The organism is Parasedimentitalea maritima, assembly GCF_005771405.1.
Classification (GTDB): Bacteria; Pseudomonadota; Alphaproteobacteria; order Rhodobacterales; family Rhodobacteraceae; genus Parasedimentitalea; species Parasedimentitalea maritima.
Window position 1 is genome coordinate 287,278 of the sequence record NZ_VAUA01000001.1, and the last position, 16,288, is coordinate 303,565.

Annotated in this window: 16 protein-coding genes; 5 read left to right on the top strand and 11 right to left on the bottom strand. The window is 55.2% G+C overall.

What is annotated here, in order from left to right:
- Positions 1-41 precede the first annotated feature (41 nt).
- The gene (gene mnmC2 / locus FEE96_RS01405; protein ID WP_138161207.1) at positions 42-710 is read left to right on the top strand and encodes a tRNA (5-methylaminomethyl-2-thiouridine)(34)-methyltransferase MnmC2; all 669 of its coding nucleotides are present in this window, start codon (positions 42-44) and stop codon (positions 708-710) included.
- Positions 707-1,597 carry a DMT family transporter gene (locus FEE96_RS01410; RefSeq protein WP_138161208.1) on the top strand — a complete coding sequence of 297 codons (891 nt, stop codon included), beginning with the start codon at positions 707-709 and terminating at the stop codon, positions 1,595-1,597. Before mnmC2 ends, FEE96_RS01410 begins: the two co-directional genes overlap by 4 nt.
- On the opposite strand, the gene FEE96_RS01415 is transcribed toward FEE96_RS01410, so the two are convergent.
- On the bottom strand, positions 1,571-3,535 hold the full coding sequence (locus FEE96_RS01415; protein ID WP_138161209.1) for a lytic transglycosylase domain-containing protein: 1,965 nt from the start codon (positions 3,533-3,535) through the stop codon (positions 1,571-1,573). The genes FEE96_RS01410 and FEE96_RS01415 overlap by 27 nt on opposite strands.
- A gap of 140 nt (positions 3,536-3,675) precedes the next feature.
- On the opposite strand from FEE96_RS01415, the gene dapA reads away from it, so the two are divergent.
- The gene (gene dapA / locus FEE96_RS01420) at positions 3,676-4,548 is read left to right on the top strand and encodes a 4-hydroxy-tetrahydrodipicolinate synthase (protein ID WP_138161210.1); all 873 of its coding nucleotides are present in this window, start codon (positions 3,676-3,678) and stop codon (positions 4,546-4,548) included.
- A 169-nt stretch (positions 4,549-4,717) separates the two neighbouring features.
- Positions 4,718-5,158: an SRPBCC family protein gene (locus FEE96_RS01425; RefSeq protein WP_212744722.1), complete on the top strand. Its 441-nt coding sequence runs from the start codon at positions 4,718-4,720 to the stop codon at positions 5,156-5,158.
- Between the two features lie 112 nt (positions 5,159-5,270).
- On the opposite strand, the gene FEE96_RS01430 is transcribed toward FEE96_RS01425, so the two are convergent.
- From FEE96_RS01430 to FEE96_RS01440, 3 genes are read right to left on the bottom strand one after another with little or no spacing between them, the layout of a single operon-like run.
- The gene (locus FEE96_RS01430; protein WP_138161212.1) at positions 5,271-5,864 is read right to left on the bottom strand and encodes an outer membrane beta-barrel protein; all 594 of its coding nucleotides are present in this window, start codon (positions 5,862-5,864) and stop codon (positions 5,271-5,273) included.
- A gap of 41 nt (positions 5,865-5,905) precedes the next feature.
- Entirely contained in the window at positions 5,906-6,124 is a 219-nt protein-coding gene (locus FEE96_RS01435; protein WP_138161213.1) for a helix-turn-helix domain-containing protein, read from the bottom strand.
- A gap of 16 nt (positions 6,125-6,140) precedes the next feature.
- Positions 6,141-6,665 (bottom strand): DUF2975 domain-containing protein, encoded by a 525-nt coding sequence (locus FEE96_RS01440; RefSeq protein ID WP_138161214.1) that lies wholly within the window; start codon positions 6,663-6,665, stop codon positions 6,141-6,143.
- Between the two features lie 511 nt (positions 6,666-7,176).
- Between FEE96_RS01440 and FEE96_RS01445 the strand changes: the two genes are divergently transcribed.
- A complete protein-coding gene (locus tag FEE96_RS01445) occupies positions 7,177-8,355 on the top strand; it encodes an ammonium transporter (protein WP_138161215.1) in 1,179 nt (392 codons plus the stop codon).
- A 15-nt stretch (positions 8,356-8,370) separates the two neighbouring features.
- On the opposite strand, the gene FEE96_RS01450 is transcribed toward FEE96_RS01445, so the two are convergent.
- From FEE96_RS01450 to FEE96_RS01480, 7 genes are all read right to left on the bottom strand, one after another.
- Positions 8,371-9,261 (bottom strand): sigma-70 family RNA polymerase sigma factor, encoded by an 891-nt coding sequence (locus FEE96_RS01450; protein ID WP_138161645.1) that lies wholly within the window; start codon positions 9,259-9,261, stop codon positions 8,371-8,373.
- A 5-nt stretch (positions 9,262-9,266) separates the two neighbouring features.
- Complete coding sequence (locus tag FEE96_RS01455) at positions 9,267-9,728, bottom strand: carboxymuconolactone decarboxylase family protein (RefSeq protein ID WP_138161216.1); 462 nt, start codon at positions 9,726-9,728, stop codon at positions 9,267-9,269.
- Positions 9,729-9,834: 106 nt separating this feature from the next.
- Positions 9,835-10,722, bottom strand: coding sequence for a dimethyl sulfoxide reductase anchor subunit family protein (locus tag FEE96_RS01460; protein ID WP_138161217.1), 888 nt, complete (start codon positions 10,720-10,722; stop codon positions 9,835-9,837).
- Positions 10,722-11,516, bottom strand: a complete 795-nt coding sequence (locus tag FEE96_RS01465; RefSeq protein ID WP_138161218.1) for a 4Fe-4S dicluster domain-containing protein — start codon at positions 11,514-11,516, stop codon at positions 10,722-10,724. Before FEE96_RS01465 ends, FEE96_RS01460 begins: the two co-directional genes overlap by 1 nt.
- A gap of 85 nt (positions 11,517-11,601) precedes the next feature.
- The gene (locus FEE96_RS01470) at positions 11,602-14,427 is read right to left on the bottom strand and encodes a molybdopterin oxidoreductase family protein (RefSeq protein WP_138161219.1); all 2,826 of its coding nucleotides are present in this window, start codon (positions 14,425-14,427) and stop codon (positions 11,602-11,604) included.
- An 88-nt stretch (positions 14,428-14,515) separates the two neighbouring features.
- Positions 14,516-15,541, bottom strand: a complete 1,026-nt coding sequence (gene pta, locus FEE96_RS01475; RefSeq protein WP_138161220.1) for a phosphate acetyltransferase — start codon at positions 15,539-15,541, stop codon at positions 14,516-14,518.
- Positions 15,538-16,284: a TSUP family transporter gene (locus FEE96_RS01480; RefSeq protein WP_138161221.1), complete on the bottom strand. Its 747-nt coding sequence runs from the start codon at positions 16,282-16,284 to the stop codon at positions 15,538-15,540. The genes pta and FEE96_RS01480 overlap by 4 nt, the downstream gene beginning before the upstream one ends.
- Between the last annotated feature and the right edge of the window lie 4 nt (positions 16,285-16,288).

Below are 16,288 nucleotides of genomic sequence, written 5' to 3' on the forward strand. Positions count from 1 at the left end.
AGTGTCGCGCCGTTCCAGCTACTCATTTAGGGGATAATCACATGGTAGACCAGCAGGCCCGCCTCAGTTGGCGCGACGACGTTGTGCCGGTGTCAGATAAGTTTGATGATCCCTACTTTTCACTTCAGGGCGGACTGGCTGAAACTGAATTTGTGTTTCTTGCAGGCAACGACCTGCCAAAGCGGTTTGTGCCTGGGTTTCAAATCGCCGAACTGGGGTTTGGGACGGGCCTTGGCATGCTGACCGCCTGGAAGGCCTGGGAAGAGGCGGGGATGACCACGCCTCTATGCTTTACCAGTTTCGAGGCCTTTCCAATGTTGCCCGCAGATATGGCAAAAGCGCTGGCTGCTTTTCCCGCCATAACACCCTGGGCCGAGAGGTTTCTACAGCTCTGGAAGGGAACCGGTTGCTGTGATTTGGGCACGTTGCAGCTGAATGTGGTCATAGGCGACGCGCGCGTGTCGCTGCCAGAGTGGACGGGGCAGGCGGATGCTTGGTTTCTGGATGGGTTCTCTCCCGCCAAAAATCCCGAACTATGGCAGGCTGATTTGATGCAGCAAGTGGCGCGCCACACCAAACAGGGTGGTAGTGCGGCGACCTACACGGCAGCCGGTTTTGTTAGGCGCGGGTTGGAAGAGGCAGGATTCGAAGTAACGCGCGTGCCGGGTTTTGGGCGCAAGCGGCATATGACAAAGGCAAAGATGGTATGACACAGGTCAGTACTGAACAGACGCAAACCAACAATGTGCCTTTGGGCATTTTACTTATGATTGGTGCGACTGTGGTTTTTGCCCTTCAGGACGGGATCTCCCGGCACTTAGCCGGAACCTATAACACCTACATGGTGGTGATGGTGCGCTACTGGTTTTTCGCCGCGTTTGTGGTGTTTCTGGCGACCCGAGCCCCCGGCGGCATCCGCGCAACTGCAAAAACGGATCAACTGGGATTACAGATATTTCGAGGCGCCTTGCTGGTTGCTGAAATATGTGTCGCCGTCTACGGCTTTACCATTCTCGGCCTGATCGAAAGCCAGGCGGTCTTTATCTCTTATCCTCTGTTGGTGGCTGCTTTGAGTGGTCCGGTCTTGGGAGAAAGCGTTGGCTGGCGACGTTGGTCAGCGATTGGCGTAGGCTTGATCGGGGTGCTAGTTATTCTGCAGCCGGGCATGGGCGTGTTTAACCCCGCAGCTGTTATCCCCTTCTTCTCGGCATTGATGTTTGCGGTTTATGGGTTGCTGACACGGTACGCGGCCCGCAAAGACACCACCGCAACCAGCTTTTTTTGGACCGGCATTGCTGGCGCAGTTTGCATGACGGTTGTTGGCATCTGGTTCTGGGAGCCAATGGTTGGCAGCGACTGGCTTTGGATGGCGTTGCTTTGTGTGTCTGGCGTCGCGGGGCATTGGCTGTTGATCAAGTGTTATGAAATGGCCGAAGCCAGCGCCGTGCAACCCTTTGCCTACTTCCATCTTATTTGGACCGCCATATTGGGCATCGCAGTGTTCAGCGAGGTTATCCGTACCAATGTGGCCATTGGTGCCGGCATCATTATCGCAGCTGGGTTGTTTACCCTATGGCGCGAACGCGCGAAGGGTTGACCCAGCCAGTTCTTGAGTGAACGGCACGGGCAACGGTTTTTTACCCAATCGGGCGCGGTAAACAGGCAGGCTCTCAGAAACCCGCATGACGTAATTGCGGGTTTCGTTGAATGGGATGTGCTCAATCCAGTCCACGATATCCGGGGTGCCGTCACGCGGATCGCCGTAGCGTTCCATCCAGGCAATCGGACGTCGCGGCCCGGCATTATATCCGGCTGCCATCATAACAATATTGCCGTCGAACGTACCCGCCAACCCCGCCAGATAGTTGGCCCCCAGTTTGGCGTTATAATCCCACTCGCCGGTTAGGCGTGCGGTTGAATGCTTGGCCAGTATACCTAGTTCTTTGGCCACCAATTTTGCCGTTGCTGGCATCACCTGCATCAGCCCGCGTGCGCCCGCACCACTGACCACTTGATGATCGAACTCGCTTTCGCGTCGTGAAATTGCCAATACCATTTCCTTGGCCATTGGCAGCTTTTCCTTTGCAACGGCATGTAATGGAAAATAGGCCCCCTCTAGCTCCATACTCTGACGCGCGGCTCGTTTTGAAATCATTACAGCCAGATGCGCATGACCCATTTCAACCGCCATCAGACCCAATTGCCGTGCCTGAACTTCGTCCAGCCCTTCGACCAGATGGGTCAGGAAGCGTTCGGCCAGATCCAACTCATCCGCATCAATCATCATCAGCGCCGCCTTGGTCACCGATGATGAAGCAAACTCAGCCTGTTTCCAGGATGGGACTGCAGGTGGATTTTCCAACGCCGGATCAAACGGGCGGCCAATCTCTTCAGCGGCCAGCAGGCCATAGTAGGAGGTTTGATAATTTGCGCCCAAGGCATAGGCCTCATGGGCTTTGTCCGGTTCATCCATCGCCGCAAAGGCACGTCCCAACCAATACCCGCCCCGCCCGATAGAGATAGGTGTCTCGATGGAATCCAAAAAGCGGTCAAAGTGCTGCACAGCCGTTGCGGGATCATTTAGTTTTCGCAGCGCAATATACCCGGCGAGCCACTCGAGGTCGGAATAATTATAACCTGCTTCTGGGGTGGTGTGATGGCGCGCAGCCAGCTGATAGGCCCGCTGGTTGTTGCCATCGCGCATATCCTGACGCACTAGATCGCGGCGGCGACGCGCCCATTGTTCAGGTTCGCCCAGGCTCTCGGCACTTTCGCTCCGCTCTAACATCAAAGTGATCGCATCCTCGCGCCGCTTCTTGCGGTCGCGCCAGTTAAACCGGTCATGCGCCAATCCTGGTGCATCTTGCAAACGGGCCGGAATGGCTTCGATTTTGGCGTCGACTCCTGGCGTTCTTTCTTGCAAGGCAATACGCGCTTCTGCGAGCCTGCGATCCCCATCAGGGGCCAGTGACAACATTCGTTTTGAGCTGACCAGGTGGTTATCCCACAACAGCCGGTCCAGTCTTGCGGCATGGTGAGGTTTTAGCAGCTTGGCAAAATCTTTCAGATAAGCTGTCTGAATGGCCGAGCCCATCGGCATGGTCCGCCAAGCGACAACCAGATTGGCTTCGCCGTCCCCTCGTTTCCCGGTGGCAATCAGCGCCCGGGCATAGCTCAATACACCTTCGGCAGTTTGCGGCGCTTCAGTAGAATAAAACTTCAAAACAGCTTCAGTTCCGGCAGCAGCAATTGAAGGTTCGATTTTGCGGCGGAGATAGGCAAGCCCCGGCCAATCCGAACGCCGGGACAAAAAGGCTAGCGCATCATCTGCTGAACCCATTCCTGCGCGCAGCCGGTGCCATTCAATTACATCAGCGGCCACATCTCCTGACTTGGCCGCAGTATTGGCGGCCTCGCTCCATTTTTCGGACCGCATCGAATTCAAGGCGCTTCCTAAATGACGGCCTTGCTGGGCAACCAGAGGATGCACCCAAAGTGCGGAAATCAGAACAAGTAGGGTTAGAATGCGTGTCATCGCTTGCATTTTCCAATGAACCAAGGCTAGAGTCAATAACGATAATCCGTGACCTGCTGGGTTCAACTCAATTTATCGGCAGATCAACAATGTCGGCGGGCCATCGCCCGTCTGAAATACACTGCTAAGGGAGCGTGTCCATGTTTAAAGGCTCTATGCCAGCCCTCGTCACCCCGTTTAACAACGGCGAGTTGGATCTGGATGCACTCAAACACCTTGTAGAATGGCATATCAGCGAGGGATCAACCGGCTTGGTCCCCGTCGGTACCACTGGTGAAAGCCCCACCCTGACACATGACGAGCATGAGACCGTCATCGCAGAAGTTGTGAAAGCGGCGGCTGGCCGGGTGCCGGTGATTGCTGGGGCAGGGTCCAACAACACTGTTGAAACGATTCGTTTTGTCGAATTTGCCAAAAGTGCGGGCGCTGATGCGGCCTTGGTGGTGACACCCTATTACAACAAGCCGACTCAGCGCGGCCTGGTGGCACATTTCACCGCTGCGCATGATTGCGCAAATATACCGATCGTTATCTACAACATCCCCGGTCGCTCGATTGTTGACATGACACCCGAGACGATGGGCGAGCTGGCCAAGCTGCCAAACATCATCGGTGTTAAAGACGCGACAGGAGACATCGCGCGGGTCAGCCAACAGCGCATGACCTGTGGTGCCGATTTTGTGCAACTGTCCGGCGAAGACGCAACGGCGCTGGGTTTCAACGCCCATGGCGGTACAGGCTGCATCTCGGTGACAGCGAATGTCGCGCCAAAACTCTGTGCTGAATTCCAGGCTGCAACGCTGGCTGGCGATTACGCCAAGGCGCTGGAACTACAAGATAAGTTGATGCCTTTGCACGAAGCGATCTTTATCGAACCCGGATTGGTTGGTGCCAAATACGGTCTGTCGAAACTGGGCCTGTGCAGCGAAGAAGTTCGCTCGCCTTTGACCGGTTTGGAAGCCAGCACCAAGGCTGCAATTGACGCTGCAATGGCCCACGCTGGCTTGCTGTAAACCGCAACAAATCAACTACTGACCAAGGCGGCCTCCGGATGGAGCGCCGCCTTTTTCACGCCGGCCCAACAAAAAGTTTTCCGGAACCGACGGTTTTGCTCTGATGATGACAGAAACTGTCATCAGGCATCCATTATAAAGAACTCAAATTTGGATCAGGATGGACGACATGATACACTATGAACGAGCACTCGAAATTGACGCCACACCCGAAGCCGTGTGGGCTGTTTTAAGTCGCTATATGCACGTTGACGAATTTGCACCGCTGGTGAAATCTGTTGATGCACTGACCAGCGGTGAAGATGGGGTTGGATCAAAACGCCGCTGTCATTTCGATAACGGCACCTCGGTCGTCGAGGAAGTTACCGCTTGGGTTCCAAATAGAAAATGTCGGGTCCAGCTGTCGGAAATGTCAGCGATGCCACTGCACGAAGCACATGCAGAACTAAATGTAGTGCCACTTAAAAACGGCAGGTCGAACGTGAAGTGGGGTATGAGTTATCGCGTCAAGTTTGGCCCGTTTGGCTGGTTGCTTGGGCAGACCATGATGAAAATGATGATGGGGAAAGTTCTGGACGGAAACCTGAAAGGGCTTGCCAGCAAGGTTTAGCCGGAATTGGGCAGGTCTGCTACAGGCTAGATCGCTCTATATGATCAAGGCGGCCTCCAGTCGGAGCGCCGCCTTTTTCGTGCATAACTAGTGTGCGTTTATGTCTGCCGCATTAGAAATGGTACGCAAGACCAAGGCGGACTACACCAAGACCAACACCCCTGTCCGACTTGCCAGCAATATTGATGCTATCACCGGTGCCAATGTATTCTAGGTTGGCAGAGACCTTTTCATTGATCTGATAGCTGGTTCCCAAGCCGAAGATCGGGGAAATACCGCTCTCGCTTACCGTTGATCCGTTTAGCGTGACATCATAGTCTAGGTTGGCTGCGCCCAGGATCGCATAGACGGACCCCCAGTTCGCTTCATATCCCAGGTGTGCTTTCACGCCATATTGGGTTCCGAACGAGAGTCTGTCACCATTCGAATAGGTTCTGTCCTGAGAAGTGTCGTTGATAAACGCTTCCCCGGCGATAAAATAGTTCGAATAGACTTTCTGTTTGTACCCAGCAAAAGCCCCGATTGAAGTCTTTGAATTGTCCCGTTGCTGGACGCCAGCGCCTTCCTCGGTTGCGACACCTGATCCAGCAATTGCCAGACCGGCATAAAAACCGTCTCTGCTATCGTCAGCATATGCATGTGAAGTTGTCGTCAGCACGGCAATAGCTACCGCACCAAACAACGCGAAGTGCGTTTGTTTGCTCATTGTATTTTCCACAGATTTTGAGGGTGTTGTTCTAAAGAGGTTTATTCAGAAGGTTTGTCAGGCTTGTATTCTATGAGGTCCCCTGGCTGGCAGTCGAGTTCCCGGCATATGGCTTCTAGGGTTGAAAAGCGGACTGCCTTTGCTTTCCCTGTTTTCAAAACTGAAAGGTTGGCAATGGTAATACCGACACGCTCAGACAGCTCAGAAAGCTTCATTTTGCGAGTAGCCAACATAACATCCAGATGAATGATCAACGCCATAATTCAGTGTACCAATCTATATCGTCATATCTGCTTCCTCCCTAAGAGTACTCGCTTTTTCCATGATCATCCCGATCAAAAAGAAGAATAATCCGGCTGTCAGTAAGTCGGTGTCAGCTAAGATCAGGGTCACGTCCATATCAGGCATGCCATCAAGGATGCCGCGATAATAGAAGTAGCCACCAATGACGGGTGCGATCAGAGTATCCAAAATCGACATCGCAATCAGAGCGTAGGCAATTCCAACAAAACACCGACTGTTTTGGGGCGTGAAATACTGACCGTCTCGATACAGCTTTGCCAAGCGCCACATCATGAAGAGTGCCCAATACCAAGGCAATGTTGTGAACTCGAGCATCGAGAAGATCGCAACTCGGTCGGATATGGAAAACTCAGAAATTTTCCGGATCCAAACTTCTCCGTCGACCTGCAGGGCTAGCGGGAAATCACTTTGGAAAACAAAGATGGTATCCGTCAGGGATAAGATTGCCGTGACTGCAATCAGGACGAATAGTAAATTAGTCAATCGCGACATCTTCATTGCCACAGTTCCTTTGCGTAGTGCGTCCCCACAGGGGGCGTTTAGCCTGTGGTTTTGCTATAGCGGGTAGAAACGAAGGTCAAATCATTTATCGAAAAACGATAAAAAATTTCCTATTAACGGTATCTCTGGAACGTAAGTGCAACGGCCAAGCTAGGGATCTTCCAACTCGATTGAAAATATTTTACTTACTTTCCAGCGTGTTACCTTCACTAGATGCAGATGAAAGCCGCTGCTGAACTGAGCGTCGAACATGTGATTTCTGAGATCTCTTCCTTATTTTGTTCATCGTGTTTTGGCTGGCTGGTGAAGATGACGTTGGGAAAGGCTGCGGACCCTTTTCACAACGTGGCGCATTTTTGGGCGCACTGCGAACATTGCGCACAAATTCCAGTCAGTCCCTGAACTGCTGCAGATTTGACCGGCTCGTTGCGGCTCTGCCTCTTTCTTTTGCGTGTTCAAAACGGTTCATCGCAGTGACGTCAGAGTCCAAACGCGAACGGAGAGTACTATGAACGGGGCAGATACAGCTTGGATAATGGTCGCAACGGCATTGGTGTTATTCATGACACTACCGGGGCTGGCCCTTTTTTATGGCGGGCTGGTGCGGGCGCGAAATGTGCTCAGTGTGTTCATGCATTGCTATGCCATTGCCTGCTTGATGAGCGTACTCTGGTTCGCCGTTGGCTATTCAATCGCATTTGGTGATGGCAATGCCTACTGGGGGGGGCTTGGTAAGATGTTCCTTGATGGTGTGACTGTCGATAGCCTGACAGGCACCCTGCCTGAGATCCTGTTTTTTGCCTTCCAGATGACCTTTGCGATCATCACCCCAGCCTTGATCGTCGGCGCCTATGTGGAACGCATCCACTTTGGGTTTGTTATGGTGTTTTCCGGGCTGTGGATGTTGTTGTGTTATGCGCCCGTTGTGCACTGGATCTGGGGCGGCGGTTTTCTGGCGGACGGCGGCATCTTTGGGGATGTGGGCGTCAAGGATTTTGCCGGAGGCATTGTGGTCCATGAAACCGCTGGTATCGCGGCCTTGGTTCTGGCGGTCATGCTGGGCGCACGCAAGGTATCGACTAAACCTCCGCATTCACCTCCCTTTGTGATGTTGGGCGCCGCAATGCTGTGGGTTGGCTGGTATGGCTTTAATGGCGGATCGCAACTGGCAGCCGATGGCGGCGCGGCGATGGCGATTACCGTGACGCATATCTCGGCCGCGACGGCTTCTCTGACCTGGGCCCTGTGGGAACGTATCAAATACGGCAAAGCCAGCCTGGTTGGCATCGTGACAGGCACTATTGCAGGTCTGGCATCGATCACCCCGGCGTCAGGCTTTGTTGGCCCGGTCGAGGCGATGATTATCGGTGCGATTGCTGGGGTCCTGTGCCAGGAAGCCGTGAATTTCATCCGTAACAAAGTCAAAATTGACGACACGCTGGATGTATTTGCCGTTCACGGTGTTGGCGGCATCTTTGGCACCATTATGATCGCGGTGTTTGGTGAAGGCACATGGGTTGCACAACTGGGTGCGCTGGCGATTGTGGGTGTTTTCACCTTTGTGGTGTCCGTGGTTTTGGTCAAGATAACCGCCCTGATCACGCCATTTCGTGTCTCAGAAGAGATGGAATCCAATGGTTTGGATCTCGAGGAACATGGCGAACGGGCTTACGAGTTCCATTCGTAATACCTCAGGGTCGCGTCATAGACGCGGCCCTTCATTACCATTCAAGGTCTCAACCAGATGCTGTGTCTTGTCCGGATTGCGAACCACGTAGATCCTGTGGATCTTGCCGCCCACAATTTCCAAAGCAGTGGTCTGAACAATCCCATCAATCTCGCCGCTAACGATGGCTGGCAGACCATTTAGCTGACAGAGTTTCCAGTGTTTTGGAATAAATCCATCCAGCTTGCGCGACAGCCCCTCGAAGAACCGCACCACGTGATCCTGACCAACAATTGGATTGAGCGCCGCAATCGCCTTGCCGCCACCGTCCGAGATCAGTTGCACATCTTTGGTCAGCAGCTTTGCCAATACAGAGGTGTCACCCGACTTGGAGGCCATGAAAAAGGCTTCGACCATCGCCGCACCTTGTTCATCATCTACTGCTGCCCTTGGCTTGGATTCCTGCACATGCCGACGGGCGCGCGTAGTGAGTTGTCGACAACTGGCTTCGCTACGCCCAAGCGTCAGGGCCACCTCGTCGTAATCACAGTCAAACACATCATGTAGCAAAAACGCCACTCGTTCGAGCGGCGTTAGCCGTTCCAGTGCGAGCAACAATGCTACCGACACATCGTGATCCAGCGCCTCAACCGAGCCACCGGTCAACACGGGTTCGGGGAGCCATTCGCCGGGATAAACTTCGCGTTTCACCCGCGCTGATTTCAGCCGATCAAGACAAAGACGGGTGGTGATCCGCATGAGATATCCAACCGGATCGCGCACCGTATCCATAGCGACAGTTTGCCAGCGCAAATACGCTTCTTGCAGTATATCCTCAGCATCACTGACGGTGCCCAACATACGATAGGCAGCCGCGAATAATCGCGGCCGCGCATCCAGAAACATATTTGCTTCAGGGGAGTTCATAGGTGTCACGCAGCATTTGCCTCCTGCGCGGCAGGATGTGGGGTAGAAAATGCGATTGCAAGTCGGTTCCACGAGTTGATTGCGGTGATGGCCAGCGTGACGGCCACTTGTTCGTGTGGTGTAAAATGCTCAGTCAGGGTTTTGTAATGCGCGTCAGGCGCTCCCTGTGTTTCTACGCGGGTCAGGGTTTCAGTCCAGGCCAGCGCCGCGCGTTCGCGATCCGAATACAGCGAGGATTCCCTCCAGGCGTTCAGCAGGTGCAGTCGATCCTCACTTACACCACCCGCGCGGGCATCATTTGTGTGCATGTGAATGCAATAGGCGCAACCGTTGATCTGCGATGCGCGCAGCTTGATCAGTTCTTTCAAACTGAATTCCAGCTCTGTTCCATCCAATGCTTTTTCCATTTCAAGCAGCGGTTTAATCAGTTCTGGAGCGGTGGAATATTGGTCAAGACGTTGAGACATAATCTGTTCCTTTTTGATGGCTCAGGAACAGGACGAAGCAGCAACACGGTTTGTGACATGCGATCTGAAATAAATTGGGGCACCCGGTTTGGGTGCCCCTGAATTTCTAGCGTTTACCGTAGTACAAGCCGACCACATGCTCAGCCTCGGCAAAGAACAGCCACCGCGAGCAGGCTATTCCAACCAGATGCGACAGGACGGCAATAGCGGCCATTGTGTGTTTCAGCATCAGACCTTCGAATGGGATCAGCAGCAACAGGATCGGTAGCGCAAAGCCCAAACCGAACCCGATCATCCGCAATTTCTGACTGTGTTTGCGGCCCACCACATGTACAAATTCGCGCAACAGATAGTTTGATCCAGTATGCGGTGGCTCAAACGCACGCACGGCGCCACGATCACCCAAACCGGTGGCCGTCCCCATTGTGGTGCCCGACTCGGCAAAGGCTTTGTCGCCGTAGGACCAATAACCCAGCTGCACCAATCCTGCGATGATCAGCAGGGCGGTTGCCATGGTCTCTTGTCCCGCCAGTAATGCGCCGCCAGCAAGCGAAAAACTGATGAACATCGCTGGGGTGAGCGGCATGTTCCAGCGCGGAATAGTCTTTAACTGGGCGTAGATCATCGACGTTGTGAAAACTGTCGCCAAGCTAAGAACCGCGCCGATCACGCCGAACAGGGTCCACTGGGTGTCCAGAAACACAGTACCAATAGCGTAGAGCCCCATCACCAACAGAGCACCAACCGCACAGCAGCCCTCGCGGCTCAGCCAGCTGGTTTTCCACTGGCTGAATGCCTTCATGGCGCGTTCTGGGTGGCCAAGGTGAAAGGTCGAGGCCAAGAGCCCGCCGACTGCCAGCGCATAGGCAATGGCAAAGAACACAAAAGACACCATGCCGGTCACATCGGGCATGCCAAGACCAAGGAAGAACAACAACCCAAAGCCAAGCCCGGACAGGGTGGTGAAGAGAATAACAGAAGGGGCCGGATGCATCAGTTTGCTCCTTCGGTGGAGTTGCCGGGTAGCTTGTCGAGCGCCTTATCCAGCCAGCCCAAAAAGCCGCCTGCTTCTTCGGCAACCGGGGCCAGTAAGGGAGCTAAGATATCAATCTGGTCTTCCATCTGATCCTTAGGGCGCGGTGGTAGGTATTTGTTCACCGGCTTGGTGCCCATTTCAGGCATCAGGTCCATGCCTTCACGCTCGGCCACCAGTTTGGACACATCACTGTCCGGATCACCCAGATCACCAAAGTGTCGCGCGCCCGCGGGGCAAGTCCGTACGCAGGATGGAATGCGGTCTTCTTCGGGCAGGTTCTCGTTATAAATCCGATCTACACAGAGCGTACATTTCTTCATCACCCCCGCAGCCAGATCCAATTCGCGTGCGCCGTAGGGGCAGGACCAGGCGCACAGCCCACAGCCAATACAGTCACTTTCGTTGACCAAGACGATACCGTCCTCGACACGTTTATAGCTGGCCCCAGTTGGGCAAACGGTGACGCAGGGCGCATCTTCGCAGTGCAGGCAGGATTTTGGGAAGTGGATCAGCTGCGCGGCTGGGGCAGGTTCAGATCCACAGGCCGATGGTTGGACCTCAAACGAATGCACGCGGTTTAGAAAGGTGCCCGACGGGTCACTGCCATAAGGGTCCTGATCGGACAGCGGCGCTCCATAGTTTTCGGTGTTCCAGCCCTTGCAGGAAATCACACAGGCGTGGCAGCCAACACAGGTGTCCAGGTCAATGACCAGCCCCATCTTGCGGTCGGTGGCGTTTGGTAGCTCGGTCATGTCAGCGGACCCCTGCGGTTGGCTTGAGCGAAGGCTGGGGCGCTGCCCCAGCCCCCGGGATATTTGTGGCTAGATGAAGTTCGGATCATTTCCCCACCTTCCATTTGAGTTCTTCAGGCCCTGTCCCTACAGGAGATTTTATCGCTGAAAACACCGGTTGGCTTTCCTCGAGATCCGCAGGGGTACCGGCTTTTTCGATCTTCACTTTCAGGTCGAACCAGGCGGCTTGCCCGGTGATTGGATCCGAGTTTGCCCATCGCATGCCGTCGCCTTTGGATGGCAACAACTCGTGGATCAGATGGTTCAGCAGGAAGCCCTTTGTGGCCTCTGGTGCGTCTTCTTCCAGTGCCCAGGCGCCCTTGCGTTTGCCGATGGCATTCCAGGTCCAGACCGTATTGTCGTTCAGCGCTGCCATTTCCATCACTGGGACGGTGATTTCACCGTGGGGCGAGGATACCTTGGCCCAGTCGCCATCCTGCAACTGATTTTCGCGCATCAGTTTGGTCGGCACATAGAGCGGGTTGCGGCCGTGTAGCTGACGCAGCCAGGCGTTCTGGGTGCCCCATGAATGATACATCGCCATCGGGCGCTGGGTCAGAGCGTTGACAGTATAGCCTTCGTTGCCGGTTTGGTCTGTCTCGTACCAGATTGGCAGCGGGTCCATTGTGTCCTTGATCCGCTCGCGCAGGTGCTCGGGTGGTTGCCGCTCGCCATGGCCCTCGGCGGCCAGCTGGAATTTGCGCATGGGTTCAACATAGAGCTGGAACAGGTAGGGTTGCGGGCTGTCAAAGATGCCCATGCCAACAGCCCAATCCTGATAGGCCATATTCCAAGGTTTGTAATAGCTGGCCTCGGTCGGGATGTGTTCGACAAAGAAACCACCGTTTTCGATGTACTTGTCCAGCTGATCCGGGTTCACCTCACCGCGGCCAACCTTGTCACCATCTTTACCCCGGAACCCAGCCAATGGCCCAATGCCCGGTTTGCGTTCGTGATTGACGATATAGTCGGCGTAGTCCTGCCATTTGGCGTTGCCGTTTTCATCGGTAAAGCCGGGCAGCTTCATCTTGTTGGCCAGTTGCACCAGTACTGTCTGGAACCCGCGCACATCACGGTCAGGTTCAATCACCGGCCAGCGGATCGCATCCGCCGCGCCATCCGCTTCGCAGATCGGGCGATCCAGTAGACTGATGCAATCGTGCCGCTCCAGATAGGTGGTGTCTGGCAGAACCAGATCGGCATAAGCCACCATTTCTGATGAATAGGCATCCGAATAGATAATGTTGGGGATCACGTAATCGCCGTTCTCATCTTTGTCCGTCAGCATCTCCATGACGCCACGGGTGTTCATGGAGGAGTTCCATGACATGTTGGCCATATACATGAACAGCGTATCGATTTTGTACGGGTCGCCCGCATGGGCATTAGAAATCACCATATGCATCAGCCCGTGGCTAGACATGGGGTTTTCCCAGGTGAACGCCTTGTCGATTCGCGCAGCAGTGCCGTCGTTCTTGAGCGCCAGATGTTCCGGGCCGTGGACAAAGCCAAGGTGCGGGCCATCCAGCGGTTTGTTTGGGGCGACACGGCAGTGCGGGGCAGGGTGTGCTTCAACCGGCTTGGGGTAGGGGGGCTTGAACCGGAACCCTCCGGGCACTTCGACCGTGCCAAGAATGATTTGCAGGACATGCAATGCGCGACAGGTCTGGAAGCCGTTGGCATGGGCCGAAACCCCGCGCATCGAGTGCATGGCCACGGGGCGGCCAATCATCTTGTCGTGTTTTTCACCGCGAAAATCGGTCCACTCCTGATCCAACTCAAACGCTTCGTCAAAGGCGACGCGGGCCAGTTCGGCCGCAATGGCGCGAATGCGTTTTGCCGGAATGCCGCAACGCTCGGCCACGGCCTCGGGCGCATAGTCATCCGACAGATAGCGTTGGGCCATCAGTTGGAAGACGGAGACATGGGTGATGCCATCCAGCTCAAACGACCCGCCCAGATCCGGGCGCACACCATGCATGTCAAACGGAGCCAGCTTGCCGGTTTTGCGGTTGATCACCAGTGGGGCGCCGTGATCGTCGCGCAGGAACAGCCCATGGTCAGGGCTATCAGGGTCCTGATTGACCAGCACTGGCGCGTTGGTGAACTGGCCAAGATATTCGAGGTCAATTTTGCCCGCCTTCATCAGACAGTGCACCATTGACAGGATAAACAGCCCATCGGTGCCGGGTGTGATGCCAACCCATTCGTCGGCAATCGCGTTGTAGCCAGAGCGGATCGGGTTGACGCCAATCACCTTGGCCCCACGCGCCTTGATCTTACCGAGACCTGCTTTGATCGGGTTGCTGTCGTGGTCTTCGGCCACTCCAAACAGCATGAACAGCTTGGTATAGTCCCAGTCCGGTTGGCCAAACTCCCAGAAGGCGCCGCCCATGGTGTAGATGCCCGCGGTGGCCATGTTGACCGAGCAGAACCCGCCATGTGCCGCGTAGTTGCAGGTGCCGAAGTTCTGCGCCCAGAAGCTGGTAAAGCTTTGCGACTGATCACGCCCAGTGAAAAACGCCAGTTTTTCAGGGTTGTCTTTGCGGATCGGCTCTAACCGGCTAGCGGCAATCTCCAGCGCTTCGTCCCAGCTGATTTCCTCAAACTCACCCGACCCGCGCGGCCCGACCCGCTTTAATGGTGCCTTTAGCCGCGAAGGCGCGTTGACCTGCATGATACCGGCCGATCCCTTGGCACAGAGCACACCTTTGTTGACCGGGTGGTCGCGGTTGCCTTCGATATAGGCGACCTTGCCGTCCTTCATATGGACGTTGATGCCGCAACGGCAGGCACACATATAGCAGGTGGTCTGGCGCACCTCGTCCGAAACCTTGGGCGAGGTATCAATGATCGGCTGTTGGTGCGTCATGATGGATCCTGTTTGGGTTTTTCTTGCTGCACTGCGATAAATTTCGCAATTGTTGGCTGAAATTGGGAAGGTTTTCCAGTCCCGGTTGTTAATCGCCGTCGTCCGTTCTTTGGGATTGCAGCACGGTCACGGCAATCATCTGGGTAACATCTTCGGCGCTGCACCCACGCGACAGATCATTGGCGGGTTGTGCCAGACCCTGCAGGACAGGGCCAATGGCGGCATATCCACCCAGGCGTTGGGTCAGCTTGTAGCCGATATTGCCGGCGTCAAGATTGGGGAAAATCATTACATTGGCTTGTCCAGCCACTTGCGATCCGGGCGCTTTGCTTTCACCAACTGACGGCACAAAGGCGGCGTCGAACTGCATCTCGCCGTCAACACTCAGGTCTGGATAGGCCGCGCGTAGAGCTGCGGTTGCGGTTGTTACTTTGTCGATAGCCGCGTGGCTGGCGCTGCCCATGGTGGAAAACGACAGCATGGCGATCTTGGGTTCGCTGCGTAGTAGGGTCCGGCAACTTTGGGCCGAGGCCCCGGCGATTGCCGCCAGTTCCGTGGCTGACGGATCAATCACCAACCCGCAGTCCGAGTACAGCATCGCCCGACCGCTTTCGGTGCTTTTGGGCGGGTACATCAGGAAAAAGCTGGACACCATGGCAGCATCCGGGGCCATGCCAATGACCTGAATTGCGGTGCGTACGACATCCGATGTGGTGGCCACTGCGCCGCCAACGGTACCGGTTGCGTGTCCGCAGCGGACTAACATGGCAGCATAAACCAGCGGAGTTTTCACCGCCTTGCGGGCGGCTTCTTGATCAATGCCCTTGTGCTTGCGTAGTTCATAGAACGCTGTCGCAAATTCATCCGAGAGCTCTGAAATCTCAGGATCGTGAACGGAAAGACCGCTTGCAACAACACGTCCGCCAACAGCCTCTAGCGCGGCTTCAACTTCGGCGGTTGGGCCTATCAGAATGATATTGGCCAATTCAGCCTCGATGGCTGCAAGTGCGCCTGCAACGACACGAGGGTCGCTACCCTCGCTAAGTGCGATAACAGGCTGATCGTTTGATGGCGTTGCCTTCAGCAACTCCACAGGGTCCAAAATTGTGGTCATACAATCACCCTCACGATGTTGAGAATGGAAAATCCGGTCAGCAGCAGAACCACCACCTTGCGGAATTGATCTTGCGAGGTGGCCGAGAACTTCAGGCTACCAGCCCAGATGCCTAGTCCAAGGATGGGAAAGCCCAGTGCGATGCCAGTCACAGTGCCTGCACCAACCAACCCATGTGACGCCATTACTGGCAGGGTCATCAGGTCAATACCGGTCAGAAAGACGATCATGGTGGCACGGAAAACGGCAGGCGGGACAGGCTGTGTGGATAGAAAAGCAGCAACGGGCAGGCCACCGACGCCAGCGCTGTTGGCGATGCCGGACACCATCCCAACAGCAACATTGCCCTTGGGGCCAATCTGGCGTTCCAGCCGCCAGCCACTCAGAAGGATCAGGCTCAGTGCAAGGATCAGGGCGGAGATGGCTATGCGGGCCTCTTGCTCACCCAGACGGGCCATGATGGCCACAGCGGGAACAACAGCCACAGCAGCGCCGCCCAGCAATGCGATGGTTCGCTTCCAGTCAATATGCGCTCGAATGCCACGCGCCTGAAACAGTGTCATCGCGATTTCGCAGCTGAATACGACCGGGATCAGGGGCAGCGGGTTGGTCACCAGCGCTGCAAGAATGATAAAAATGGCAGAAAATCCAAAGCCGGAAAAACCTCGGATATAGGCCGCCACAAACAGTGCGGCGGCCAAAAAGGCCCCTTGGCCGGTGGTCAGGTCAAAGGGCAGTGTCATAGGC